Source organism: Mycobacterium sp. IDUB_39 (assembly GCF_055419205.1).
Map to the genome: position 1 here is coordinate 101663 of NZ_JBVAXF010000011.1, position 23800 is coordinate 125462.

Here is a 23800-nt window from a genome sequence, read left to right on the forward strand (position 1 = left end):
ACTTCATCCTGCCTCAATCGTGCGCCGGAAGTGCGCCCGGGTTGGCCTATGCCATGACTCGGTAGGGAGGGCGGCAAACCGGTAACGTCTGTAGACCGTGACCGGGGGAAAGCTGCAGGCGGGACGCCTGCGCGCCGTGGGCGTTGTCGCGGGATGCGCGGCTGGACTGCTCATGGTCGTCGTCGGCTGCCAGAGCGTGACCCAGGGTGACGCGACCGTGGATGCCGCGGACCCGCCGGTCTACCGGGCGTCGGTGTCGGCTTCGAGCGAGGAGTCCGCGGCCAGCTCGAGTGCCCGCGAATCCCAGCGGCAGTCGTCGTCGTCGACGAAGGCGGTGCACACGGCCTGCGACGCGTTGAGTTCCACCAGCGTCGATGCGGTCGCGGCGCTCAACGGCTACGTCGGGGCCTACAACGACAACGCACCCGATGTGGTGGCCAAGGCGGTACCCGCGATCGATGCCCTGAACCGCAGTGCCGACCAGGTGGCGGGCAGTATCTCCGAGCCGCTCTCGCCCGAGCTGAAGGCCGCCCTCACCGGCTGGGTTGATGCAGCTAGGGCCCTTGCGGCGGCTGTCGGCAAGGACGCGGGGATGGATGAGTTCAACTCCGCCGTCGGCCGACTCAACGATTCCCAGGCGGCGGCATTGGGTCTCTGCGACGCTGCATATTGAGCAACTTGCGTGCCTGTGACGTGCACATCGGCCGCAGCGTGCGACTATAGGGCCGACGCACCTAGTGCATACCCGCAGGCTGAAGGAGGACAGGGTGGTTACGGCGGATTCGCCGCGCTATGCCAGCAGGTTGGGCATAGAAAAGGATCTGGTTGTCCAGGAGCTTGGCTGGGACGAAGACACCGATGACGACATCCGGGCGGATATCGAGGACGCCTCTGGCAGCGAGCTGCTCGACGAGGATTCCGACGAGGTCGTAGACGTAGTGCTGCTGTGGTGGCGCGACGACGACGGTGACCTCGTAGACCGCCTGATGGATGCGATAACTCCGCTGGCCGAGGACGGCGTGATCTGGGTGATCACACCGAAGACCGGCAAGCCGGGACACGTGCAGCCGGCGGAGATCGCCGAGTCCGCACCTACCGCGGGCCTCATGCAGACGTCTTCGGCGAATCTTGGTGACTGGATCGCCAGTCGCCTCGTGCAGCCGAAGTCGAAGAGCGCCGGGCGCCGATAGGGACGACATGCTGGAACCAGGCGCTTTGGCGCCTGACTTCACCCTGAAGGACCAGGCGGGCCAGCCCGTATCCCTGCGTACCTTCCGCGACGATCGCGACGTGCTGCTGGTGTTCTTTCCGCTGGCGTTCACTCCGGTCTGCCAGGGGGAGTTGGCGCAGATCCAGGAGAACCTCGCGAGTTACCAGAACGCGGACACGCAGACGCTGGCGATCTCGGTGGGGCCTCCGCCGACACACAAGGTGTGGGCGAATCAGAGCGGCTTCACCCTGCCGCTGCTGTCGGACTTCTGGCCGCACGGGGAGGTCTCGTCGGCCTATGGCGTGTTCAACGACGACAGCGGCTACCCCAACCGAGGGACGTTCGTCGTCGACCGGGGCGGTGTCGTCAGGTTCGCGGAGATGAAGTCACCCGGTGAGATGCGCGACCAAGCGGTGTGGACCGACGCACTGGCGGCGCTGCGCGGGAGCTGACGGATTTTTCGGGGACGCGTTTCGACGTGTAGCCTCCCCCGAGCACGGGCGTGTAGCTCAGTGGTAGAGCTCTGGTTTTACACACCAGCGGTCGGCGGTTCGATACCGTCCGCGCCCACCAACCAAAGTGCCATGTAAAGAGTGGTATTCGGGTTCCTCGGCGTCTGTTCCGCCGACCCCCCGCTAGGCCGAGAATAGGCCTACGGTCTAGGCGGTGCTCTCCGACGGCAACGGTGCCGCTTCGGGACGCCTGGGCCGTTGCCACATCAGGTGGAACTCGGTTTCGCCCGTCAGTGCGCGCATCAGTGTGTCCGGCGCAGGGATGGCGGCGTTCGGGTTCGGGTTGTAGTCGTTGAAGTACGCGAAGTCGGATGGCGGGGCGACGCGGCTGCGCCGGTGGTGGAGAACGCCCGACAACCACCTATATCGGGGATTTGGCCACAACCGCTCCTCAATCAGCGGGCCAAACACGTCCCAAGTGTCGGCAAACTCGTTCGGCCCCACCGCAATCTGCGAGAAGGTCGAGGCCAGGGCAACGAAGTGCGGCAAGTTGGGGTCTCGCTGGCGCTTCTTGCGGTCGATCGAGTTGCGGAGAGACGCGAGCGCGTCATTCCGATCATCGTCGCCGATACATGGGTTGATCGAATATCCGAACATCTGCCCGATGTTCGGTCCGGCGGCGAAGGGCAACCCGCCGTTGGCGGCGACGGCATCCCAGTCGATGTCATCGGGGTCTGGGAAGTGCAGCATCGGACGCCAGGATGCTCGGATCGGGCGCGGCGCAACTCCATCGGTAGTCACGATGTCGCCGAACTCGGTGTCGCACACCCGGTCGCAGAACTCATGGCTCCATAGGTATTCAACGGCCTCCTGGGGTGAGCCAATCGGAAGCTCGATGCGCACGTTTCGTGCCACGCCACGTTTCAGCATGCGTGCCGACAACGCAGTATTGATCGTTTGGTTCATCCGGTGCCACGCCGCGTAGGCCTCCCAGTGCCACACCGTGACCTCGACGGTGACCAGTCCTTCGGGCACCCGCACCCCATAGTCGGGGGACATCGGTTGCTCACCGTGGCTTGGCCTCCACGTGTCGGGCACCAGCGGTTCGAGCAGCACTGGGGTGATGCGGTTCGCGATCATGCCGCCGATTTCCAGTTCGACCAGCGCCTCCTCATACGCGTGATCGTCGGTCGGTCGGAGCACCGTCTTGAGCCGCTGGGTGATCGTTCGACCGACACCCGGCGAGGCGTTCCGCATCAACTCCCACAGCACCGTCGCGACGTTCATCAGGTAGTAGGTCGATTGCGCGCCACCGACACCGCGCCACTGGTCGCCGAGCGGACCAGCCGGTGCGCCGGGCCACGCTTCATCCTCGACCAGCTCGAAAATCTGCCGGTAGAAGTCCTGCACGCGCTCGACTTGCAGCAGACCGTTCTCGCCAAGGTTGGCCTGGTCGGCTATTTCTGATGGGTCGCGTTCATGGAAGCCGGGGCGCGGGGGCTCCTCGGTGCTTCCCGATGAACCGTCATCACCGGGGTCGGCGTCCGCTAACTGTGTGGACATATCGCCATCGTATTGACGACCACCGACGAGTCGGCGCAGCCGCGCCTGTCACTCAGCGGTCGCCGGTAGCACGCGAGCGCCCCAGCAGCGCATCGCCCGCCGACGCCAGCGCATCGTCATAGACGTGGCCGTACACCCGCAGCGTGATCGCCGGGTCGTGGCCCAGCCACTTGGCCGTCGCCGATGGCGTGGTGCCGCCGTCGAGCAGCATCGTGGCGGCGGTGTGCCGAACGTCGTGCAGCCGGATCACCGGCACCCCCGCTGCAGCGCAGTGCGCGGCGAAGGCCTTCGAGTACGTCTCGGGCCGGATGGGGGAGCCGTCAGCGTTGACCGCCACCAGGCCGGTGTCGGGCCAGCCGCCGCCGAGCGCCAGGTGCTCCTCGGCTTGGCGCGTCTTGAACGCCCGCAGTGCGGCGAGCACGTCACGCGGCATCGGCAGCGTCCGCGCCGAGCGCGTCGACTTCGGTGCGCCGGTCACCGTACCGCCGCCGACGACGACACGCCCCTGAGCGACGGTGATGGTCCCGGCGTCGAGGTCAACGTCAGCCCACCGCAACCCCAGCACCTCCGACCGGCGCAGCCCGGCCAGCGTCAGCAGCCAGCACGCGGCCAGCCGGTCACTACTTATATGTGCGCGAAAGGTCGCGGCCTGCTCCGGTGTCCAGGTGGCCATCTCGGCGTTGGTGACCTTGGGCCGCTTGACCAGCCGGGCGACGTTGCGGGCGACCAACCCCTGAGCCATCGCGTCATCGAGCGCCGAGGACAACACCACCAGCATCGAGACGATCGTGCGGGCGCTGATGCCTCCGGCGACCTTGGGGCGCTCGGGGTCGGCGAGCCGGGCGGCGGCGTAGCGCCCGCGTGCGGGCCGGACCACCTCGCCGGAGGCCATCAGACGGCTCAGGGTCTTCTCTCCGGCGTTGCCGAACTCGGCGTACAACTCGCCGAAGCTGGCACCCTCGGGCCGCGCCCGCAGCCACGCCAGCACCTCGGCGCTGCGCCGCCCGCGCTTGTCGCGCTGGGCCACCGGCTCACCCGCCATCCGCAACGTCACCAGGGCGTCGATGTCGGCGGTACGCAGCTGCTGCAGCGGGACCGAGCCGAGATGGTCGATGACGGGCTTGAGGTCATAGCGGTACCCGGCGAGTGTGTTGGGTCGCACGTCGCGGCGACCGTCCAGCCACTCCGTCAGGAACACCCCGACGGTGGTCTTGTCGCGCTTGACGAAGGTGCCCGCCTCGACCTCGGTGCAGATCCGCCGGTACTCCTTGCGTGCCTCCGCGAGGGTGGCGTAGGTGAACCACTGTCGCTCGCGGCTGCCGTCGGGCCGGGTGCCGACGTCGAGCCGGAAACGGTAGGTGGTCTTGCCGTTGACGGCGGTGTGTTTGGTGATTGGTTCACTCCGGCGGGCGCGCCGGGGCTGCGGGTCGGTGGTCATGACGGGTCGGCCTTCTCGGTGTCGGTGGTGTTGCTCCAATCGCGGGGGAGGAACCCGCGCTTCTTCGCCTCGGCGATCCAGCGGTCCAGCGTCGGCAGCGCCACCCCGAAGTAGTCGGCGACGTGCTGCCGGGGTGGAACGCCGATCTCACGCGCCTCTTGCAGCAGTGCGGCAACTTGGCGGTAGTGCTCGGGACCGAGGTTGCGTCGGCGCTTGCCCGGTTCGAGGTCGGGCCGGGTGGAGCCGGTCGGGTCGAACAGGTCGCCGACGTTGGTCACGCCGTGCTCGGTCATGGAGATGAATTGCGCCGCCGCCTTGGCCAGTCGACGCACCGGCACCTGCTTCACGGCGGCGGGGTCAATGTCGCCGCCGTCGTCAGGGGCGACCATCCGCAACTCGGTGAGGTGCGGCGTGCCGGTGCTGCGGTCGATGCGCACCTGATAGCGCAGATCGTGCCCGTACAAGGGGATTTCGATCAGGCCGTCATCGCTGCCGGGCGTGCCGTCGCAGCGGCGGATACCGTCGGCGATCACGTCGCCGAGGATCGGAGCAAACGAAGGGTTATCGGAAGTCACGAAAAGACGATAACCCTAACGATAGCTAACCGTCTAGACGGCTATCATTATCTAGGCGATTCTATAGACATGCCTGAATTAACCGACACCAAGAACCCCTGCCCGTCACTGGAACGCCTGCGCGAGGGTCCACCCACGGTCAGCATCGACACCGCCGCCGAATACCTCGGCGTGTCACGCGGATTCGCGTACACGATGGCGAAGTCGGGCCACCTGCCGGTGATCCGGTTGAGCGGGACGCGGATGCGGGTGCCGACCGTGAAGCTGCTGCGGCTGTTGGAAGGGGAGTCCGACGCGGCGACCGGCGACGGCGGCGACCGTTAGCGCGTCAACCGGCTGCAGGTTCGTCCTCGTCTGCTATCGCGACGACGGGCACAAGCTCAGCGCCGAGTGGACCTATTGGGCGTCGCGGCAGGACGCCGAACAGGCTCGGGATCAGCTCACCCCGTGCGGGCCGTGCTGCATCGGCGTGCACTCGATCGCAGCGGTGAGGCACGAAATCGACACGGCGACAACCCCTCCCATGTCGGGGGACTCCGCTGCGGCTCGCCCAAGGCCTGCATCCCAGACCCGTAACGTCAGTTAGCACAACAGGTTCGGGCCAAACGAGAGAGGACAACGGACGTGACCACAGCCACCGCCCCCGCGCCGGAGTACCTAGACGAGAAGCAGACCGCCGCCAAGATCGGGATCAAGCCGGGGTCGTTGCGGGCCGACCGGCACCGTGGCGTCGGGCTGCCGTACGTGCGCATCGCGCACCGGATCAGGTACCGCGTCGCTGACGTGGAGGCGTACCTCGCCGCCCACACGATTACGCCGGGAACGCCAGTGCCGCAACAGGAGTGAGATAAGTGATGCCGCCGGGCACCAGTCCCGACGGCATCACCCCCAACGATTCAGTGCCCGCGACGCCCACAACCACGAAGGCCACCGCACCCTCTCCGAGTCACCAGTTCAGAAAGGCAACACCATGTCTCGCAAGGAGAACGCTGCTGAGTCTACCGGCAGCGGTGCAGAGCAGGCCAGCGGAAACGGCGACAACGGGTTCGTCATCGACCTGCCCGCCGACTTCGGTGAGCGCCCGCGCAAGCTCAACGAGCGCCCGCCCGGCGAGCACAGCCCGTACCCCGACCGCTCCGCAACGGTCGCCGAGGACGCGGCGAAGCAGCGGATCAAGCTGCAGCGCATCGACAAGTTCAGGTCTCGCCGGTACGCACTGAGCAGTCTCGACGGGCGCACCGAACCGTGGGCGCGCAAGATCGCCGCCGACTTCGACAACTGGAACGCTCGGCGTGATCCGACCAAGGACACGCCCGTGCTGATGTTCAGCGGCGAGAAGGCCGTGAAGGTGGGCATGTCCGATGCCCAGATCGAGGCCCTGACCGAGATGACCAACGGCGAGGTCGCCGCCTTGCGATTCGAGGCGGCGGCGGTGCGTGAGGACTGCCGCATACAGGCGCGTGAAGCCGGGCAGAGCCTCGCCGCGCAGCGCCGCAACACCAACCCCGTGCGCGACCGTTGGATGACGCTCGATCAGCTTGCCGCGCTGCCCGCGCCGGTCGACCTGATTCCGACGCTGATGGGCACCGGCACGCTCGAACGCTGGGTCGGCATGTCCGGCACGCTCAAGAGTTTCCTGGCCCTCGATGCTGCTCTGTCGCTGGCGACTGCCACCCCATTCCTCGGTGGGCGGCGGTTCGCGGTCGGGGGAGCCGAGCCAGTGCACGTCGTCTACGTCGTCGGCGAGGGTCTGGCGGGCATCAACGACCGCGTGGAGGGATGGTGCCAGGAGCGCGGGGTGCCCCGCAGCCAGGCCGTGGAGAACGTGACGTTCCTCAACGGCGCGGCGCAACTGGCCTCCGATGCCGACATGGCCGACATTCGGGCGACGGTCGAGGCGCGGGGTACCGCCTTGGTCGTCTTCGACACGCAGGCGCGCTGCACGGTCGGCCTCGAAGAGGACAGCGCCACGCAGCAGGGCCTCGCCATCGCGAAGGTCACCGAACTGGTCAACGACACCGGGGTCACTGCGCTGCTGCTGCACCACACGCCCAAGAGCAACCCCGAGGTCGGGCGCGGCACGATCGCGTGGACCAATGCCCTGGACACCGAGTGGGCGGTGCTGCGGCTCGACCCCGGCAAGTTCGCCGTCCGGTTGGAGAACCGCAAGAACAAGAACGGTGCGGACGGCCACGCGGTCGCCGTCACGGCCACGAAGGTCGACCTCGCCGGAGGGCGCAGCACCCTAGTGCTGGCACCGGAGGCCATCGACCCGGCTGCCATCGAAGTCGACCTCACCACCGCCCCGATCGAGGAGTGGACCGGCCACGGTGCGCAATTCGCGCTGCCCATGCTCAAGCTCGCGCAGGCCAATTGCATCCCGAGCGTCGGTCTGACCCAAACGCGCCTCGCCGAGATCGCCGCCGAGGTGGTCCGCGAGTACACCGACCACAAGGGGCGCACCAAGAAGGAGCGGCGGGTGTGCAGCACGGGCACCGCCACCACGGCGATCAAGCTGCTCGCACAGGGCGGCAAGTTGGTGGTCGCCCGTGTCGACTCCCTGCAGCACACGTACTGGCAGCCCAAGGTCGACGTCGAACTCACCGATGCGGAGCGTGTCGCGCTGCAGGCGACCGAACCCGACGACGCGGCCAGGGATGCCGCCGGAGACGCTGCGTAGGCCTCAACCGAGGGGGGTCTAAGTGCGATTTAGAGGGCTTTAGACCCCCTCCGAACAGCGGTTTATGTTTGAAGCAGTGGCCGATCGGGGTCAGCGGAAGCGAGATGGACCGCTCCGGCCCACCGCCGGGGCGCAAAAGCGCAGGTCAGAGTGGGTGAGGGGTCTAAATGAAGCCACTTAGACCCCAGGTTAGTTAGGCAACCGGGGGTCTAAAGCCCTCTAAATGGGGTCTAAACGCTCTGACCTGCATGTTTATAAGCCCTCTAAGCGGGGGTCCAAATCGAGGCCTACCCCCTCTAAGTGTCGTTCCCCCCCTTATAGGGGGGACTTAGAGGAAGGGATACCGACGACGAGACCCCGCCCCCTGCAGTCCGTTACCGAGACCGACTCCGACCCGGCAGCAGGCGGCGTCGAGGCGAGCAGCGGCGGCGGTGACCCTCTCGCATCGCCGGGCGGGGATCGGCGAGAAAAGCAGCGGCACAACCCTTTTCCCCTCCGTTGTCGGGTACTAGAGGGATGAGTGTTTTGTTGACATTCTGTTGACGTGACCAATCGACTGGACGCCCGCGCCCGCGCCGAGGCAGCCGAGCGCATGGCGGCGACGGGCGCGACGTGGCAGGAGATCGCCACCCAGCTGGGCTACCGCTCGCGGCAGGCTGCACAACAGGCCGTGCGGCGCTTGGGCGACCGCACTCCGCCCGAGTCGGTCGAGGCGGCGCGGCGCAAGCACGACAACGCGCTGCGGCTGCTGCAGCGCAGCGGATTCACCCGTTACCTGACCGCCCTGCAGAGCGGCGACGACGACATTGCGCTGCGGTACGCCAAGGAGCTGCGATCCACTGTCGCCGAGCGCGCCAAGTTGAGCGGCGCGTATCCGCCCCAGCGCGCCGAGGTCGACGTCAACGTGAGCGCCAACCCGGCAGCGATCATCGACCGGCTGGAAACCGACCTGTTGGCGCTGGTTTCGCAGCGCCCTCCGCAGACCGCTCTGGGCGGCAACATCATCGACGCCGAAGTCGAGGAGATCACCCGATGACCACCATGACCCCCGAGGACGCGATCAAGGCGGCGGCATCGGTCGCTCGCGACGTCGCCGACGGCAAGCTGTCACCCGCCGACCTCGAAGCGCAGGCCGTGGCGGAGTGCCGCGAGTTGTTCGGCTCCGTTGTGGGCGAGGGTGATCCGTTGTGGAGCCTGCACGCCGACGTCGCCCGGCAGGCGGTGTCGCTCGGGGCACTGAGCGCCGATGAACTGTCCGAGTGGGCGGCGGTGATGCGCCACAAGGCCGGAGAAGCCGTGGAACCGCCCGCCCCACACGATGACCCCTTGCCGGCGGTTCCGTTGGCGAGCGTTGACGAGAGCCAGTCAGAATCGACCGACGATGACGGCGGGCCGGACGATGAACCCGAACCCGCTGCGCTGCAGGGCGTGTCGGTGGCCGGGGCGCTGGCCGCACTCGCCTCCGCTGCCCAGCAGGCTCACGCTGAGCCTGCACCGCAGCGCCGGGCCGACGGCGGCTCATACGACCCGTTGCGCGGCTTCAACCCCGGCGCAACTCGACGGCTCTGAGTTTCACCCCGATAGAGGAGGATCAACACATGGCAAACAACAGTGGACTGGGATCGGACTGGCGGGCCACTCGGTCGAACCGTGGCTCGACGGCTGCGCCGACGACCGACCTCGGCGACGACTGGCGCGTGCAGCGTCCGAACGATGCGTTCATCGGCTCGCTGGCGACGACGGGTGAGCCGGGGTGGCGTCCGAGCCGCGCCGGTTCGTGAAGCGCGCCGACATCGCCGCCACGGCAGGGCAATTGCGGCTGATCCTCGGCGCGATCGAGCGGGGCGAGTTGGAGGCCACCGCGACCGAGCGCACCCGGCTTGAGGGCGCGGTGGCGGCGCTCGACGCGCTGGCCGGAGACGCGCCAGCCGTTTAACCCAAACGGTCGATTGCGTTATAGGATCGGGGTATGACCGCGCCCCGCACCCGTCGCCGCCGCACTCAGACCGCGCCCGCTGGCACCGTCGCCGCCTACATTCGCGTCTCCACCGAGGAGCAAGCCGCCAGCGGTGCAGGCCTCGACGCACAGCGCGCCGCCATCTCCGGCGAGTGCGAGCGTCGCGGGTGGACCGTGGTGGCCTGGCACGCCGATGAAGGCGTCAGCGGAGGTAAGGCAGTCGACGCCAGGCACAAGCTGACCGCCGCGCTGCGCGCCGTGGAATCCGGCGCGGCAGCGGTGCTGATGGTCGCCAAGTCCGACCGGCTCGCACGGAGTCTGCCGACCTTGCTCGACGTCCTCGACCGGACCGAGCGTGCGGGCGGCGTGGTCGTCGCGGTCGATGGGACGGTCGACACCAGCACGGCAGCAGGACGGTTCACGACTCAGATCATGGGCAGCGTGGCGGAGTTGGAGCGAGGTCTGATCAGCGACCGGACCAAGGCCGCGTTGGCGGTCCGCAAGGCGCAGGGCGTACGCCTCGGTCGCCCGACGACCGTGCCGCCGTCGGTCGTGGCCCGCATCGCCTCGGAGCGCGCTGCAGGCGCGACGTGGGCTGCTATCGCCGACGGGCTCAACACCGACGGCACACCGACCGGCCAGGGCGGCTCGAAGTGGTTCCCGAACACCGTTGCCCGCATCCATAAGCGAGCGGCGGTATAACCCGACTAGCTATGCGGGTGGCTGAGCTACCAAGTTCCCGTCGGCTGCGTACGGCGGTCCGAGGAATCGACGCACCATCTGATGCTCGGCATCGGCGTCTTGGAGGGGCCAGTACCACAGGGCTAGGAATGCTCGGATCAACCATTGTGCGGCAAGGGGATCGGGCGTGCTTAGCCCTACCATCTCGTTGGCGAAGCGGTTGACCATGGGTGAGTCGCTGAGCCATTCGTCGGCGGGGACTGTGGCCATCGAGCGCATGATCTGTGCGAGCGGATCGGCTCGCAGGCGTTGCAACGCGACTGTGGTGGCGGTGACGATGCGCTCTGATCCGGTCAGCCCAGCGATGGCTTCGCGAACCGAGTCGAGGATGCGTTCGGCTTGCCGGCCTAGAACGGCGTCGCGGATTGCTGCCTTACCTCCGGTGTGGCGGTAGATGGTCGCTGGTGAACAGTGAACGGTGGCGGCCAAGGTGTCGATGCTGAATGCGTCGTAGCCCTGACGCGACATCAGGTCGGCGGCGGCGGCGTAGATCCGTTCGGCAGCCTCGCTGTGGCGGTCGCGCCCAATCAGCCAGTCGTCAGTCGCCATTGGTCAGTTGTCCCTTCGCCGCGAACGCACGAAGTCGTTTTATCACCGTGAGAAGGATGGTGGCCGATTTCTCAGCGAAGGCGCTGGTCGGCTCACCGGACTGAGAAAGCGCCTCGCAGTATTTACTGAGATGGGTTTTCACGTTCGCCGTGCACCGTTGACGCAGGTCTACACCGCGTTCAACCCTGAGCGCATGACCCTCTTGGCGGACGCGAAAGACTTCTTCGGAACCGACGCCCTACAGGACCCCTACCCGCTCTATGACCGGATGCGCCACCAAGCACCGGTGCACCGCATCGGTGACTCCGTCTTCTACGCCGTGTGTGGCTGGGACGCCGTGATGGAGGTCGTCAACCGCGTCGAGGACTTCTCGTCGAACCTGACCGCGACGATGGTGTATCACGACGATGGGACCGTTACCCCGTTCGACATGGGGCCCCTTGGTGGGCCTCAGAACGCGCTGGCCACAGCGGACGACCCGGTGCACGACGCGCATCGCAAGCTGCTGTTGCCCCACCTGTCCGCCAGGCGAGTACGTGTCATCGAAGAGTTTGCTCAAGACACTGCTCGGCGGCTTTGGTCCGAGGGGTTGGCCGACGGGCAGATCGAATGGATGAGCGCCATGGCCAATCGGCTCCCGATGATGGTGGTCGCCCGCTTGCTGGGGTTACCAGACGAAGATGTCGACAAGCTGATCCAACTGGGCTACGCCACCACCACCCTGCTCGATGGGATTGTCAGCCCGGAGCAACTCGACGCCGCAAGCGCGGCGGCAATCGAATTGGCCGGGTACGTCATGGAGCACTTCACGAAGGCCGGTGAAAGCCCTCAGCCGGGACTCATTGGCGACCTTGCTGCCCGCTACGCATCCGGTGAGTTGGAGCAACTTCCAGCGATGGCGATCATGCTCACATTGTTCAGCGCAGCAGGCGAATCCACTGCCTCCTTGCTGGGTAGTGCCGCGTGGATTCTGGTGAGCCGTAGCGACATTCAAGAACAGGTTCGCGCCGAGCCCGAACTGCTGGGTGCGTTCATCGAGGAGACGCTGCGTTTCGAGTCGCCGTTTCGCGGTCACTACCGCCACGTAGTCAGAGACACCACGCTGGCCGGGGTCGATGTGCCCGCCGATTCCCGCCTGCTGTTGATGTGGGGGGCCGCAAACCGCGATCCCCAGCAGTTCGACAGACCCAACGAGTTTCGGCTCGACCGCAGCGGCGCAAAAGGGCACGTCACCTTCGGTAAGGGTGCACACTTCTGCGTCGGGGCCGCACTGGCACGCCTGGAGGCTCAGATCGTATTGCGGATGCTGCTTGAGCAGACCGAGTGGATTCGCGCCGCCGACGTAGGGCAATGGCTGCCTAGCATCCTGGTCCGCCGACTCGAACGCCTGGAATTGGTGGTCTCATGACCGATCAGGCAGAGATCATCGCGTATTGCGAACTGTCCCAAGCGAAGGCCAAGTACTGCCGCGCTCTCGACACCCAGGATTGGGCCGCGTTAGCCGCGCTGATGACCGAAGGCATCGAATTTGGCATGAGTAACAGTGAATCCGAGCCTCACATGACCCTCGGACGCGACGAAACGCTGACGATGCTGCGATCCCTGGTCGCGGGCGCAAGGACCGCTCACCAAGTCCACACACCCGAGGTCGACCTCAACGGAGAAGAGGCGCGGGTGATTTGGGCAGTGCAAGACCGGGCCGTGTTCGACAACGGCACGTCGGTCACCGGCTACGGGCACTACTACGAACGCTGGGTGCGCCAAGCGGGTGCATGGAGGATTGCGTCACTGACGCTGGTTCAACTCATCACCGACGTTCAGCACGCCAACATGTGACCAGATGACCTGATCAGTTCAACTACGCGCCTTGATTGGTCAGTACTTACCCGACAGTGACGGGTTATCTTGCTATCCTGCAACATAATTCGCGACTCGCCAGCCGTCTCAGCCTGCACCGTCGCTGCACCGTTGGCCTCTATCGTCGGTCATATGCAGAGCACGATCGTTCTTACCGAACCGGCCGCGCTGACCCCCGCGCAGTGGTCGGGTCGACTGGCCGCGTACCTCGCTCGCGGTCGCGGCAACGATGATCCCGCCGTCACCGCTTGCCGTGCGGCGCTGAGCTATTGGCGGTGCCGCCGGGTGATCGACGCCGAGGCCGATGCGCTCAGCGCCGCGCACGCCGACGCCCTTGCCGCCCGCCTCCGCACGGCGGTGCCCGCATGATCGCGATGCGCGGCAAGCCGCTGTCGACTCCAAAGGCACCGACGCCGGTCCGGCCCGATCGGATGACGCCGCCCACCACTCCCAATCTGAACCGCCCGTCGAGAGGACGACTCGCCATGAAGCAGGCCGATATTCGACGTCGCCGCCGCGCCCACATGCTGGTCGTCAACGACGGCGACTGGTCGCTGAGCCGCGAGATCGCCGAGGTAGCCGGACCTTTCGCCGCTCGCATCGCCGCCCGGCCCGGTCCGTTGCAGCTGCGGCGGCAGGTGCTCGCCTACGCCGATGCGGCTCACGAACTGGTCGGTACCGTCACGGGCTGGTTGGCGGAACGCGACGCTCGCACCAAGACGGTGCACCTGGCTGACGACCCCGGCAAGCGCCGCTATGCGACCACGACGCTGGTCGACTTGGTTCCGCGCCCGGCTCTGCCCGAGATCACCGACGCGATGATCGCCGACGGTTCGTGGGCGGCGGCGCTGGTCGAGATGGTCGAGCCGATAAGCGGTGCGCTCAGCGGACTGCTGGCGAGCGCCTTCCCGCCCGGCGCGCCTCCACTGCGCGGCCAGCCTTCGCGCTCCGACCGGCTGGACCACCTGTTGCGGGAGACCGTCGACCGGGCCGCGCTATCGCTCGAACGTGCGCTCACCGTCGCCGCCGAGAAGCAGACCGCCGCACCGACCGTCAACCCCGACCCTCGCGCCGAACTCGCCGCGTTGGGCATCAAGGTCTGAGACCCGCAAATCGGCAGAGAGGAACACGACTTCCGATGACTGATCCGACCACGTATCGCGGTCCGCGTTGCCGGTCCTGCAACGGCCCGTGCTGGCAGTACAAGGGCGACGTCTGGGGTTACACCTGCTCGGCGTGCATCGGCCACCACCTCGACGCGGCTGCAGCACGGGCCGACGCCCGCGACCGCAAGTCCCGCGAACGACTGCTCTCGAAGCGGTTCAACCACAACGACTCTCCTCGCGTCTCGAAGGTGGGCGTCGGGGCGGTGATCTGAGCTATGTGCCGATCGCCCCGACGTCCCGCCGGAGACCAATCACCCGACCCTAAAGGACACCCGATGACCCAGACCAAGGCCCGGCAACCCCTCACCCGTGCTGACCTGACCGACGGTGAGCGGCAGCACCTCGCCGCCTGCGTCCATGAAGCGGGACACGCCGTGGCCTGCGCGATGCTCGGCGGCGAAATCCGTTCCGCCGTCGTCACCAACGGCAAGGTGTCCGGCCTGCAGGGGTTCACCACCTTCGCGCAGCTGTCCGAGCACCTCGACCCCCGTGTGACGTATGCGGGCATGTTTGCGGAGGCCCGGTGGGAGTACGGGCCGCGCCCGACAGCGATGCAGCTGCGGCATCTGCGCATCGCCAACAGCAGCGACGATCGGCGGCTGTGCGCTGCGGGCGTGCAGGACATGTACGGCAACCCTACGGCGGAGGCGCGCAATGCGGTGCCGCCCCTGCTGGATCGCGCCTGGCCCGCCGTCGTGCGGGTCGCGCAACAGCTGTTCATCAGCGGCGAGGCGACCAACGACGACGTGTTGAAGGCGCTGGGCGTCACTGACGGCGGTGGAACGGGCAGCAGCCAGATTGCCAGTCTGCGTGCCGGATTGCGCACGGTTCCCCCGATCGCTGGATCGGCCTAATCCAACTCACCCGGTCGCTGCTGAGCCTCGGCAGCGGCGACCGGATTGCTTCACCGACGTCACCAACGACACCGACACCGAGGAGAAACCCGTGATCACCATCGACAGGCACTCTGCCCGCCGGAGCATCGACTACCTGCCCGACTACTGCCCGCACTGCAACCCGGCTGGGGACCAGGGCGACAGCCGGGTTCGGCTGGCCTCGTTGACGGAGCCGACCTCGATCACCTGGCCGGGTGGTCGACGCCTGATCTGCCGGTACCGCTGCGACGGCTGCGGTCACCAGTGGACGCGCACTGATCTGTGGAGCGCAGCGCACGCCGGTCTCGACCCCAAGCAGAGGAGTGCCGCATGAGCGTCGAGGCGATCACCACGTTGACCGCAGGCCGTGTGCTGAGGGCCGGACGGAGCCGCCAACGCCCCAGTAGCCCTGCCGATCTCGCGATGATGTTGGACCCGAAGTTCCGCATCGTGCCCGTGACCCGGTTGCTATCTGACATCGCCGTCAGCGCCATCGAGGAGCCTGATCAGCGCGACGTGGTGACCATGCCGCCCAGGAGTGGCAAGAGCCGCCTGCTGGCTATCTGGACGCCCGTGTACGCGCTGATGCGCAACCCCGACATGTCGATCATGGTCGTCAGCTATTCAGATGAACTGGCGCAGGCCCACTCCCGCGAAATCCGGCGCATCGTCAACGAGCACTCCGACTACCTCGGGTATTCGATCGCTGCTGACAAGTCCAGCGTGGGCCGGTGGGCCGTGGAAGGTCGACGCGGAGGCCTGCTAGCCGGGGGAATCCAGAGCGGCGCTACCGGCTTCGGAGCCGATTTGCTCATCATTGATGACCCGGTGAAGGATGCCGCCGAGGCCGACTCCGCCGCGCATCGCAAGCGCGTGCTGAGTGAATATCGGTCCAGCCTGTCCACTCGCCTGCACCCCGGCGGGTCCGCGCTACTCGGAATGACGCGGTGGCACGAACGCGACCTTGCGGGCGAACTGCTCGACGCCGAACCCGACGTCTGGACCCACACCAATGTGCCCGCCGTCGCCGAGACCGGCGTGCCCGACGTGCTGAGCCGCGAACCGGGTGTAGCGATGACCTCGGCGCTGGGCTTCACCGCTGACCACTTCGCCGCCGCTCGTCGCACCTCCGGTGAGCGCGCCTGGTATGCCCTGTACGAGGGGGTGCCCTCGGCACCGGAAGGTGGCCTCGTCAAACGGGAGTGGCTGGAACAGTGGCGGCTGCCCGCAGCCCCGACCGGCCCGGTCAAGACCGTCATCGGTGTCGACCCGGCTGACTCCGGCTCCGGTGACGCCTGCGGCATAGTGGCGGCGAGCCTCACCGCTGAGGGTGTGGTGGCGGTGATCGCCGACGTCTCCGCTCCGATGACGAGTGATCAATGGGCCAGGGCGGCTGTCGATCTGGCGGTCGACGTTGGTGCCTCGGAGATCGCCGTAGAAGGCTTCTCCGCTCGCGAGACCTACCGCCGGGTGGTCAACGACGCGCTGCGGCGGGCCAAGCTCCGCCGCCCCATCAGCGTCACCACCTGGCCTCCCAAGGGCAGCGGGCGTGGTGGTGGCGACGCACTCGCCCGCTCGGCTGCGCTGCTGCAGGGGTTGGAGACCGGCACGACTCGCATCGCCGGGCACCTGCCCGCGCTCGAACAGGCGGCGGTCAGCTGGCAGGCCGGACAGCACCAGCCCGACAGCCTCGCCGCCGTCGTCGTGGCCCACGATGTGCTGGTGCACTCGATCGGTCGGCAGATGGGCTTCGCGTCGCCGCTGGACACCGCCCGCCGCGCCCGCGAGGCCACGATCACCTCGATTCCGGCGTGGATGAGCCGCCGCATTCCTGGGTAGCGGCCTCGAACACACGGGCGAATCAACCCCCCGCTAGGCCGAAAATAGGTCTAGACGCGGCGATACGGGCTGATACGAGACGATACGAGAAAGACGATAATCCGCTGTCGCGCTTGCGATTTCGAAGACTACGGCTATCGGCGCGATATGCCCTAGACATACCGATATAGGTTTACACACCAGCGGTCGCAGGTTCGATACCTGTCGCGCCCACCATTAAAGTCCCAGGTCACAGTGATATTCGGCGGTGACGGCACCGGCCAGGCGGCCTGGTGATCGGGGCCAAGTTGCCAAGAAGTTGCCAGTGGGTCGCGCGGCGTCCCAGCGGAGCGTCTGACCTCACTGATATAGAAGTGACATGCGCGTGCCCCTGTCAGCCATTGCGGGTGTGGGCGTAACAGCCTTCGGAGTGGCGCTCTATTGCGGTTACCGGGCTTTCGGTGCCTGGCGCGGCTGGCCACCGCCACGTATCGAGCTAGGCAATCTGTCCGAAGCGCTCGCCGCACTGTTCACCGTCGCGGCGGTAATCGCCGCTCTGGTAATCGCAGGCCGCGACCGCAGAGTACGGATGACCGAGCGGCGTGACGAGGAACAGACCCACGCTCGGCTGGTGTTGCTCACGGTGGAACCCCAAGAGCGACCACCAGCCTCTGTTGTGGTCGAGATGCGCAATTTCGGCCCTCTGCCGGTTCTCGATATTGAGTTGGTCAGTGCGGCGTGGAATGAGCACCCGGCCGCGCGCTGGGAGGTGGGCTTCGGCCAGTTCTCTGGTGTCGCATTTCCGGCGACCGCCAGGCGTCGACCCGTACTAATGCCAAGCCGCGAGTACCAGCGAACAAACACAACAGCGGTGGATTTCGTCGTGACCTTTAAACACGAAACTGATGATCGCCCCCTGACTGAGCCGACGGCAGTAACTGCCGGGTATCTAATGCCGAGCTATATGCCGATCGACCGGTCGAACGTCGTGGTGAAGGTGCGATTTACAACCGCAGACGGTGTGCGTTGGGAAACGCCGACTGTGGGCAATGGCTCGGGGGAACCTGTTCGTCTCTAGGTGTTCACCCGAACAGCGACGCGCCCACCGCGCGCAGCTCGTCGGCTTTCACATCGAGATAGATCGACAGCGCCACCGCCGGGTCGTGACCGTGCCACACGGCGACGACGTGCGGAGAATGCCCCTGCTCACACATCAGGCTCACGCTGGTGTTGCGCAGGCCGTGCAGCTTGATCCGGCGCAGCCCGGCGCGCGAGCGCAGCCTCTGGAACTCGTCGGTGTAGGACTCGGGCCGCAGCGGTTCGCCGTCCTCGCGCACCGCCACCAGACGGTCCTCGGTCCATCCGACGCCGAGCGCCAGGGCCTCGGTCCGCTGGCGCTGGCGCAGCGCCCGCAGTGCCTCGGTCACGTCCGCCGGTAGCGGCAGATCGCGGTGGCTGCGGCGCGACTTCGGTCCGCCCTCCATCGACTCACCGCCCACGGCGACGCGGCTGCGCTCGACCGACAGCACGCCGGTGTCGAGATTGACAGCCCGCCATCGCAGGCCCAGCACTTCCGAGCGGCGCAGCCCGTAGCAGCTCAGCAACCAGCACGCGAACAGCCGGTGATCGCGCACCGCTTCGCGGAACTGGCCGACCTCGGCGAGCGTCCACGACTTCGCGGTGGGCTCGGTGCCGGGAGCGGCTTGGGTGACCGGGGCGGCGTCGGCATCCTTCGGGCGCTCCACCAGTGCAATCACGTTGCGCGGCAGCACGCCCTGGTCCATATAGCTCTGCACGACCGCGCAGAACGTCGTCAGCGTGGACCGGACGGTCTGCGCACTCAGGCCGCGCTTCTCGGCGGCGGCGGTGATGACCTTGGCGGCTGGTGCGTACACACCACGCCGAACGCGGGTGACTCGCCAGGTGCGGACCAGGCCCGCGAGGCACGTGTGCACGTCACCACCTGGCAGCGCGGCGACGAGTTCGGCGGCGGTGATGCCGTCGGGGTGCTGGGCCACCAGTGCGACCGCCCGGCCCGCGAGCGAGTCGGCCCGGTAGTGGCGTGGCGAGGTGCGCGCCTCGGTCAGCATCCACCGCACCAGGGCGTCACCGTCGGCCTTCGTCAGCGCCTGGAGCTTCTTGCCGCCGAGGTAGCGTCGGACGGGCTTGAGGTCCATCTCGTAGCCGTAGAGCGTCACCTGCCGGATACCGCGCCGACCGGCCAGCCAGGCGTCGCACGCCTCCTCCACGGTGATGGCGGTGGGCTTGTTGTAGGTACCCGCGGCGACCTCGCTGGTAATGCGCCGAAATTCGCGCCGCGCCTCGGCTTTGGTGCGGAACGTGAACTTGCGGCGGTCGCGCGACCCGTCGGGCTTGGTGCCCACATCGACCTGGAACCAGTAGCTCACCGTGCCGTTCTTGGCGGTGTGCTGAGTGATCGGCTCGGCGCGCCGGGTGCGCTTGGCTGGCTGCTCGGTGCTCATCGGCCGTTCTCCTCGTCGGTGGTGGACATGCTCCAGTCGCGGCGAAGGTGGCCGCGTCGTTTGGCCTCGGCAATCCAACGGTCGACGCTCGGCAGGGACGTGCCGAGGCGGTCGGCCACGTACTCGCGCGGCGATTCCCCGGCCTCGCGTGCTGCGGTGAGCAGGTCGGCCACTCGCCGGTAGTGAACGTCATCGAGCTTGCGGCGTGTCCCACCGTTGGCCGGTACGTCGGGGCGCAGTTCCAGCGTGGGGTCGCGCAGCTCCTGGACGCCGATGAACGCACCGTCGGCGCGTGCGATGAACCGGGCAGCAGCCTTGGCCAGACGGCGCACTGGCACCAGCCGAATGGTGGCGGGGTCGATGTCTGCCGCCGCGTCGGGGTCGAGGGGGAGTAGGTGCAGTTCGGTCAAACGTGGTGCACCCGTGCCCATTTCAACCCGTACTTGGTAGCGATGGGGGTGGCCGACCAGGGTCACCTCGATCAGGCCGTCGTCGGTGCCAGGCGTGCCGCTGACGCGCCGGGTACCGCCCGGCGCGACATCGCCTTTGATCAGCTGCTGGTGGCGGCTATCACTACTCATGCGAAAACGATAACAGAATGTCTAGACACCTATTACTTAAATCGGCCAAGGTTGTGTCTATGACTACCGACGCCAGCACACCCGCGCCCACACCGTCTCTGATGCCTGTACTGGACGAACTGCGCAGCGGGCCACCAACGGTCAGTGTGGAGCGCGCAGCCGAGCTGCTCGGCATCAGCCGCGCCTACGCATACCAGCGCATCAAGAGCGGCGACCTTCCGGTGATGCGGCTCGGTGTGCGCCGCGTGCGGGTCTCTGCGCTGTGGTTGCTGCGCACGCTCTCCGGCGAAGACTGAACGACCCGGCCCGGTGAGGTGACTCATCGGCCACCTAACGCAACGCCTTCCGTCACACGCCCACCGCCCAACGCGCACCAACGACACCAAACGCCAACCGAGAGGACCAAACTCCAATGATTGCTGCACAACCTGGCACCGTGGCCCACATCGTGACCGACGACGGAGACCGCGAGTTGTTTCCGGTCGTGGCCTGGGATGACGACGGATACGCCCTGATCCCCGACGACATCGGACGTTTGGTGCGCGCCGTGGACGCCGATGGCTTCGACAAGCTCGCGCTACCGAACAAGGTGATGAAGGCGGTGCGTGTGCGAGTCAAGAAGCGCGCGGTACTGGCCACCGCGTAGCCGTCACCGAGACCGGGATCGGACCTGGCGCGCACCCTGGCCCGCCCGCAGCCCCAGGGTAGTCGCGCCGGGTCCGGTCCCTTTGTCGCTGGGCCACGAATTGCCAAGCTGCACAATACGTTTACACGGCGGCATTACGGACGCGCCCGGCGGCGATGACCGATGAGTTTGCACCCCCGTCTGCAAATGTGGACACCACACCACAACCGATCACACCGACCCTGGAGACCCACCCATGACCATCACCACCACCACCGTTGTGCCGGTGCTGCTCACCGAGGCGCAGGTCTCCGAAATGACCGGCCTACCCGTGGCATCGCTCAAGACCGAGCGCAGCCGCGGACTGGGCATGCCCTACGTCAAGTTCGGTCGTCGTGTGCGCTACCGCGCCGACGACGTGACGGCCTACATCGCGGCCCACACCGTGACGCCGGGATCGGAAGGGCCGCGCGTGATTCCACCGCCTTAACGCGATGCGCCCGGCGAGCACCACCCCGCCGGGCAACCATCGACACCACTCCCACAACCACAACCACGCGGTCCGGCAGCCCCGCCCAAAACGAAAGGACTACCTGAGAAATGGCTACCACCGAGGATATCAGTGTCGACGGCACACGCGCCGGATCGTCGACGGTGAACGGGCACAACGGCGTAGGTGACCCGTTCAGCGCGCCGAGCGCGACCTACGTGACCGAGGCGGGCACACAGCCGGTCGAGGCGGTGGAGCCGGATCTACCCACCGCACTCAGCGGGAGCCACCACGCGCACCTGACCGGCTTCGATCTGGATACAGCCGCCGGTGACGCACTCAACGGTGACGCGCTCGCCGTGTTCAACACCTACACCGCCGCGCTGCGCAAGGTCCGCATGGTGTCCTACGACCTCACCACACCTCTGTGCGACATCCCGGCGCTGCCCATCGCCGTCGCCCACTACGCGGGCCAGGAGCCGACCCGTGAAGAGGTCGCCCGGTGGTCGGTAGAGGCCCTGGAGGATGACCCGCACGACCTGATGGCCGACTTCGAGGCGGCCAGGGCGCGATTCACCGCCCAGCGCAACAGCGAGCGCGACGCTGAGAACGCCGCCGCCCGCCAGCTGAGTGGCACCGGTGCGCTGCCAGGGCAGCGGTTCACGCTGGAGACCATCGAGGCCATCCCCGACATCGGGCCGCAGGTGGCACGCAAAGCACGGGCGTCGGTGCTCAAGGAGAACCGCCGCGCCTGGAGCGCCCCCAAGCCGAACTATCTGCCCGGCCGCACCGACCTGATCACGGCGGCCGAACTGTGCCGCCTCGGTGTGGACCCGGCGGTGGTCGGTGCGCTGGTCACCGACGAGCGTGTCGCCACCGACGACGACGAAATCGAGGCCGCCGAGCGCCTGGTACGCGCCCGCAAGCACTACGAGAAGTTCGGCAGCGCCGAGGTGATCGACTTCGTCGGCGGGCTGGTGTCGCCGTCGCAGATGCAGCACAAGGAGCCACCGCGCCGCCTGCTCTCGCACTGGCTCTACCGCGGCCAGCTGTCGGAACTGATCGCCAAGCCCGGCGGCGGTAAGACGTTCGTGGCGTTGGGGTGGGGGCTGGCGCTGGCCTCCGGCACCACGCACAAGACGCTCGGCGTGCCGGGCGGTCGCGCGAAGGTGCTCTACGTCGCCGCCGAGGCACCCGAGAGCGCATACCTGCGCGTGCTCGGCTGGTGCGTGCACCACGGCGTCGATCCCACTGCCCTGGACGGCTGGTTCGCCGTGTTCCCACAGCCGGTGCAGCTGGCCGACCCCGAGCACATGCGCCAGGTGCGCAAGTTCGTGCAACAGAACGGGATCGAGTTGGCGGTGTTCGACACCCGCGCGATGGTCACGCTCGGAACCGACGAGAACTCCTCGGGCGAGCAGGGCGTGGCCATCGCCGCAGTCAAGGCATTGAACGCCGACGGTGCGGCCACGCTGGTGGTGCACCACACGCCCAAGGACGGCAAGGTCGGTGACGGCGGCCGAGGATCCGGCGCGTGGTTCGGCGCGGCCTACACCTCGATGTACCTCAAGGAGGATGACAAGCTCGGCCCGGTGCTGGTGTGCGACAAGAGCAAGGACGGCACGTCGAAGTGCAAGCACCCGTTGACCTATGCCGCGGTCACCGTCCCCGAGGCGGTGATGCCGAGCGCTCGCCACGATGAGCGCGGGACGCTGGCGTTGACGCACATCGACCCGTTCAGCGACGCCGCCGCCAAGACCGCCGAGCTGTCGACCAAGGAGCTGAACACGCTGCTGGTGCTCGCGCTGAAAGCTCCGTACAAGGGCATGGACGGCAAGGCCGTGTTCGCGCTCGCCGCGACCGAGGAGAACCCGAGCGGGTTCGACGTGGGATCGCGCGGGCTGGTGTACACCTCGCTCGGCGTGCTGTGCGGCGAGAAGACCCTTGGCGCACCTACATACGCGCGCCTGGTCAGCGAGAAGCCGACCAAGCACTACCGCGTCACCGACGAGGGCTGGAGCCTGCTGGTGGAGCGGGAGATGGTCGCCGAGGAGTTCGCCGACGCGCACCGACACAGCGCCGAGGACGTGGGGACGCCGCGCTACGAGGCCGCCGCCGAGAACGTGGCCACCGCGATGGAGCAGCTGATCGGTAGCGGCGACATCATCCCCGGCCGCACGCAGACGATGACGCAGCGCAAGAAGCTGGTCGAGTCCCACATGCAGGGCGAAGGCCAGGAGTTCAGCGAGGCCGCGTGGTCGTCGCTGTACCCGCGCTGGGTCGAGGACGGCTGGCTCGACAAGGTGGAGACCGCCGCCCGAGCCAAGGCCGCGCAATCCAAGGCCAAGGCCGACCGAGCAGTCAAGGCCAACGCCGCCGCCGACGACTGACCCGCACCGCGCGCCGCCTGCCAGTCCTGCCCGTCCAGTGCAGTCCACAAGGCACCGCTGGACGGGCAGGACTGCCTTCGGCCGATGCCTGCACGCGGGCGGTGCACCACAGCCCTGTTCAGCGCCGAAATATGGCTTGACCTGCGCGTATGGAGTTGTCCAGTGCTGTCCAGCCGATTCACTGGACTGCGCTGGACAATCTCGCAAACCCGCAGGCCAGCGCGTCTTCGGTGCACTGGACTGGCGCTGGACAGCCTTGGTCACCGTCCAGCGAGTCCAGCAGTTGTCCAGCGCTCTGACCTGCGAGTCCAGTGCTGTCCAGCAGTTGTCCAGTACCCATACCCAAACCG

30 protein-coding genes and 1 tRNA gene are annotated in these 23800 nt (G+C 67.2%); 25 read left to right on the top strand and 6 right to left on the bottom strand.

Annotated features, from left to right (window positions below; translation table 11 throughout):
* Positions 1-97: 97 nt before the first annotated feature.
* From ACZY0X_RS29325 to ACZY0X_RS29340, 4 genes are all read left to right on the top strand, one after another.
* Positions 98-673: a hypothetical protein gene (locus ACZY0X_RS29325; protein ID WP_463775411.1), complete on the top strand. Its 576-nt coding sequence runs from the start codon at positions 98-100 to the stop codon at positions 671-673.
* A gap of 94 nt (positions 674-767) precedes the next feature.
* Positions 768-1190: a DUF3052 domain-containing protein gene (locus tag ACZY0X_RS29330; protein ID WP_354526214.1), complete on the top strand. Its 423-nt coding sequence runs from the start codon at positions 768-770 to the stop codon at positions 1188-1190.
* A 7-nt stretch (positions 1191-1197) separates the two neighbouring features.
* On the top strand, positions 1198-1662 hold the full coding sequence (locus tag ACZY0X_RS29335) for a peroxiredoxin (RefSeq protein ID WP_463775413.1): 465 nt from the start codon (positions 1198-1200) through the stop codon (positions 1660-1662).
* Between the two features lie 46 nt (positions 1663-1708).
* Positions 1709-1783: transfer RNA gene (locus ACZY0X_RS29340), tRNA-Val, on the top strand.
* A gap of 86 nt (positions 1784-1869) precedes the next feature.
* On the opposite strand, the gene ACZY0X_RS29345 is transcribed toward ACZY0X_RS29340, so the two are convergent.
* The 3 genes from ACZY0X_RS29345 to ACZY0X_RS29355 are packed head-to-tail and all read right to left on the bottom strand — an operon-like array spanning position 1870 to position 5238.
* On the bottom strand, positions 1870-3225 hold the full coding sequence (locus ACZY0X_RS29345) for a hypothetical protein (RefSeq protein ID WP_463775414.1): 1356 nt from the start codon (positions 3223-3225) through the stop codon (positions 1870-1872).
* Between the two features lie 52 nt (positions 3226-3277).
* Complete coding sequence (locus ACZY0X_RS29350) at positions 3278-4663, bottom strand: site-specific integrase (protein ID WP_463775415.1); 1386 nt, start codon at positions 4661-4663, stop codon at positions 3278-3280.
* Positions 4660-5238, bottom strand: coding sequence for a hypothetical protein (locus ACZY0X_RS29355; protein ID WP_463775416.1), 579 nt, complete (start codon positions 5236-5238; stop codon positions 4660-4662). Before ACZY0X_RS29355 ends, ACZY0X_RS29350 begins: the two co-directional genes overlap by 4 nt.
* A 69-nt stretch (positions 5239-5307) precedes the next feature.
* Between ACZY0X_RS29355 and ACZY0X_RS29360 the strand changes: the two genes are divergently transcribed.
* The 8 genes from ACZY0X_RS29360 (at position 5308) to ACZY0X_RS29395 (ending at position 10577) form a co-directional block, all read left to right on the top strand.
* On the top strand, positions 5308-5562 hold the full coding sequence (locus ACZY0X_RS29360; protein WP_463775417.1) for a helix-turn-helix domain-containing protein: 255 nt from the start codon (positions 5308-5310) through the stop codon (positions 5560-5562).
* Positions 5563-5862: 300 nt separating this feature from the next.
* Entirely contained in the window at positions 5863-6084 is a 222-nt protein-coding gene (locus ACZY0X_RS29365) for a helix-turn-helix transcriptional regulator (RefSeq protein WP_463775419.1), read from the top strand.
* Between the two features lie 124 nt (positions 6085-6208).
* Complete coding sequence (locus tag ACZY0X_RS29370) at positions 6209-7918, top strand: AAA family ATPase (protein ID WP_463775420.1); 1710 nt, start codon at positions 6209-6211, stop codon at positions 7916-7918.
* Positions 7919-8462: 544 nt separating this feature from the next.
* Positions 8463-8954, top strand: a complete 492-nt coding sequence (locus tag ACZY0X_RS29375; RefSeq protein ID WP_463775421.1) for a hypothetical protein — start codon at positions 8463-8465, stop codon at positions 8952-8954.
* The gene (locus ACZY0X_RS29380; RefSeq protein WP_463775423.1) at positions 8951-9487 is read left to right on the top strand and encodes a flagellar hook-length control protein; all 537 of its coding nucleotides are present in this window, start codon (positions 8951-8953) and stop codon (positions 9485-9487) included. Before ACZY0X_RS29375 ends, ACZY0X_RS29380 begins: the two co-directional genes overlap by 4 nt.
* A gap of 29 nt (positions 9488-9516) precedes the next feature.
* Positions 9517-9699, top strand: coding sequence for a hypothetical protein (locus tag ACZY0X_RS29385; RefSeq protein WP_463775424.1), 183 nt, complete (start codon positions 9517-9519; stop codon positions 9697-9699).
* On the top strand, positions 9696-9854 hold the full coding sequence (locus ACZY0X_RS29390) for a hypothetical protein (protein WP_318990736.1): 159 nt from the start codon (positions 9696-9698) through the stop codon (positions 9852-9854). Before ACZY0X_RS29385 ends, ACZY0X_RS29390 begins: the two co-directional genes overlap by 4 nt.
* 33 nt (positions 9855-9887) lie before the next feature.
* Positions 9888-10577 (top strand): recombinase family protein, encoded by a 690-nt coding sequence (locus ACZY0X_RS29395; protein ID WP_463775425.1) that lies wholly within the window; start codon positions 9888-9890, stop codon positions 10575-10577.
* Positions 10578-10586: 9 nt separating this feature from the next.
* On the opposite strand, the gene ACZY0X_RS29400 is transcribed toward ACZY0X_RS29395, so the two are convergent.
* Entirely contained in the window at positions 10587-11165 is a 579-nt protein-coding gene (locus ACZY0X_RS29400) for a TetR/AcrR family transcriptional regulator (protein ID WP_463775426.1), read from the bottom strand.
* A gap of 193 nt (positions 11166-11358) precedes the next feature.
* On the opposite strand from ACZY0X_RS29400, the gene ACZY0X_RS29405 reads away from it, so the two are divergent.
* From ACZY0X_RS29405 to ACZY0X_RS29445, 9 genes are all read left to right on the top strand, one after another.
* Positions 11359-12573, top strand: a complete 1215-nt coding sequence (locus tag ACZY0X_RS29405; protein ID WP_463775468.1) for a cytochrome P450 — start codon at positions 11359-11361, stop codon at positions 12571-12573.
* Positions 12570-13001, top strand: coding sequence for a nuclear transport factor 2 family protein (locus tag ACZY0X_RS29410; RefSeq protein ID WP_463775427.1), 432 nt, complete (start codon positions 12570-12572; stop codon positions 12999-13001). Before ACZY0X_RS29405 ends, ACZY0X_RS29410 begins: the two co-directional genes overlap by 4 nt.
* 153 nt (positions 13002-13154) lie before the next feature.
* A complete protein-coding gene (locus ACZY0X_RS29415) occupies positions 13155-13391 on the top strand; it encodes a hypothetical protein (protein ID WP_463775428.1) in 237 nt (78 codons plus the stop codon).
* Positions 13388-14125, top strand: a complete 738-nt coding sequence (locus tag ACZY0X_RS29420; RefSeq protein ID WP_463775430.1) for a hypothetical protein — start codon at positions 13388-13390, stop codon at positions 14123-14125. The genes ACZY0X_RS29415 and ACZY0X_RS29420 overlap by 4 nt, the downstream gene beginning before the upstream one ends.
* 35 nt (positions 14126-14160) lie before the next feature.
* Complete coding sequence (locus ACZY0X_RS29425) at positions 14161-14400, top strand: hypothetical protein (RefSeq protein ID WP_463775431.1); 240 nt, start codon at positions 14161-14163, stop codon at positions 14398-14400.
* Positions 14401-14463: 63 nt separating this feature from the next.
* Positions 14464-15042 carry a hypothetical protein gene (locus tag ACZY0X_RS29430; protein ID WP_463775432.1) on the top strand — a complete coding sequence of 193 codons (579 nt, stop codon included), beginning with the start codon at positions 14464-14466 and terminating at the stop codon, positions 15040-15042.
* A 91-nt stretch (positions 15043-15133) separates the two neighbouring features.
* The gene (locus ACZY0X_RS29435) at positions 15134-15397 is read left to right on the top strand and encodes a hypothetical protein (RefSeq protein ID WP_463775433.1); all 264 of its coding nucleotides are present in this window, start codon (positions 15134-15136) and stop codon (positions 15395-15397) included.
* On the top strand, positions 15394-16902 hold the full coding sequence (locus tag ACZY0X_RS29440) for a terminase large subunit domain-containing protein (protein ID WP_463775434.1): 1509 nt from the start codon (positions 15394-15396) through the stop codon (positions 16900-16902). Before ACZY0X_RS29435 ends, ACZY0X_RS29440 begins: the two co-directional genes overlap by 4 nt.
* Positions 16903-17260: 358 nt before the next feature.
* Entirely contained in the window at positions 17261-17959 is a 699-nt protein-coding gene (locus tag ACZY0X_RS29445) for a hypothetical protein (RefSeq protein WP_463775436.1), read from the top strand.
* 4 nt (positions 17960-17963) lie between these two features.
* Here the strand turns inward: ACZY0X_RS29445 and ACZY0X_RS29450 are convergent, their stop codons facing one another.
* Both ACZY0X_RS29450 and ACZY0X_RS29455 read right to left on the bottom strand, forming a co-directional pair.
* Entirely contained in the window at positions 17964-19364 is a 1401-nt protein-coding gene (locus tag ACZY0X_RS29450) for a site-specific integrase (RefSeq protein ID WP_463775438.1), read from the bottom strand.
* Positions 19361-19945: a hypothetical protein gene (locus tag ACZY0X_RS29455; protein WP_463775439.1), complete on the bottom strand. Its 585-nt coding sequence runs from the start codon at positions 19943-19945 to the stop codon at positions 19361-19363. Before ACZY0X_RS29455 ends, ACZY0X_RS29450 begins: the two co-directional genes overlap by 4 nt.
* A gap of 59 nt (positions 19946-20004) precedes the next feature.
* Between ACZY0X_RS29455 and ACZY0X_RS29460 the strand changes: the two genes are divergently transcribed.
* From ACZY0X_RS29460 to ACZY0X_RS29475, 4 genes are all read left to right on the top strand, one after another.
* Positions 20005-20241, top strand: coding sequence for a helix-turn-helix domain-containing protein (locus ACZY0X_RS29460; RefSeq protein ID WP_463775440.1), 237 nt, complete (start codon positions 20005-20007; stop codon positions 20239-20241).
* A 140-nt stretch (positions 20242-20381) separates the two neighbouring features.
* Entirely contained in the window at positions 20382-20591 is a 210-nt protein-coding gene (locus ACZY0X_RS29465; protein ID WP_463775441.1) for a hypothetical protein, read from the top strand.
* Positions 20592-20826: 235 nt separating this feature from the next.
* A complete protein-coding gene (locus ACZY0X_RS29470; protein WP_463775443.1) occupies positions 20827-21060 on the top strand; it encodes a helix-turn-helix transcriptional regulator in 234 nt (77 codons plus the stop codon).
* A 110-nt stretch (positions 21061-21170) separates the two neighbouring features.
* On the top strand, positions 21171-23450 hold the full coding sequence (locus ACZY0X_RS29475; protein ID WP_463775444.1) for an AAA family ATPase: 2280 nt from the start codon (positions 21171-21173) through the stop codon (positions 23448-23450).
* Positions 23451-23800: the final 350 nt, after the last annotated feature.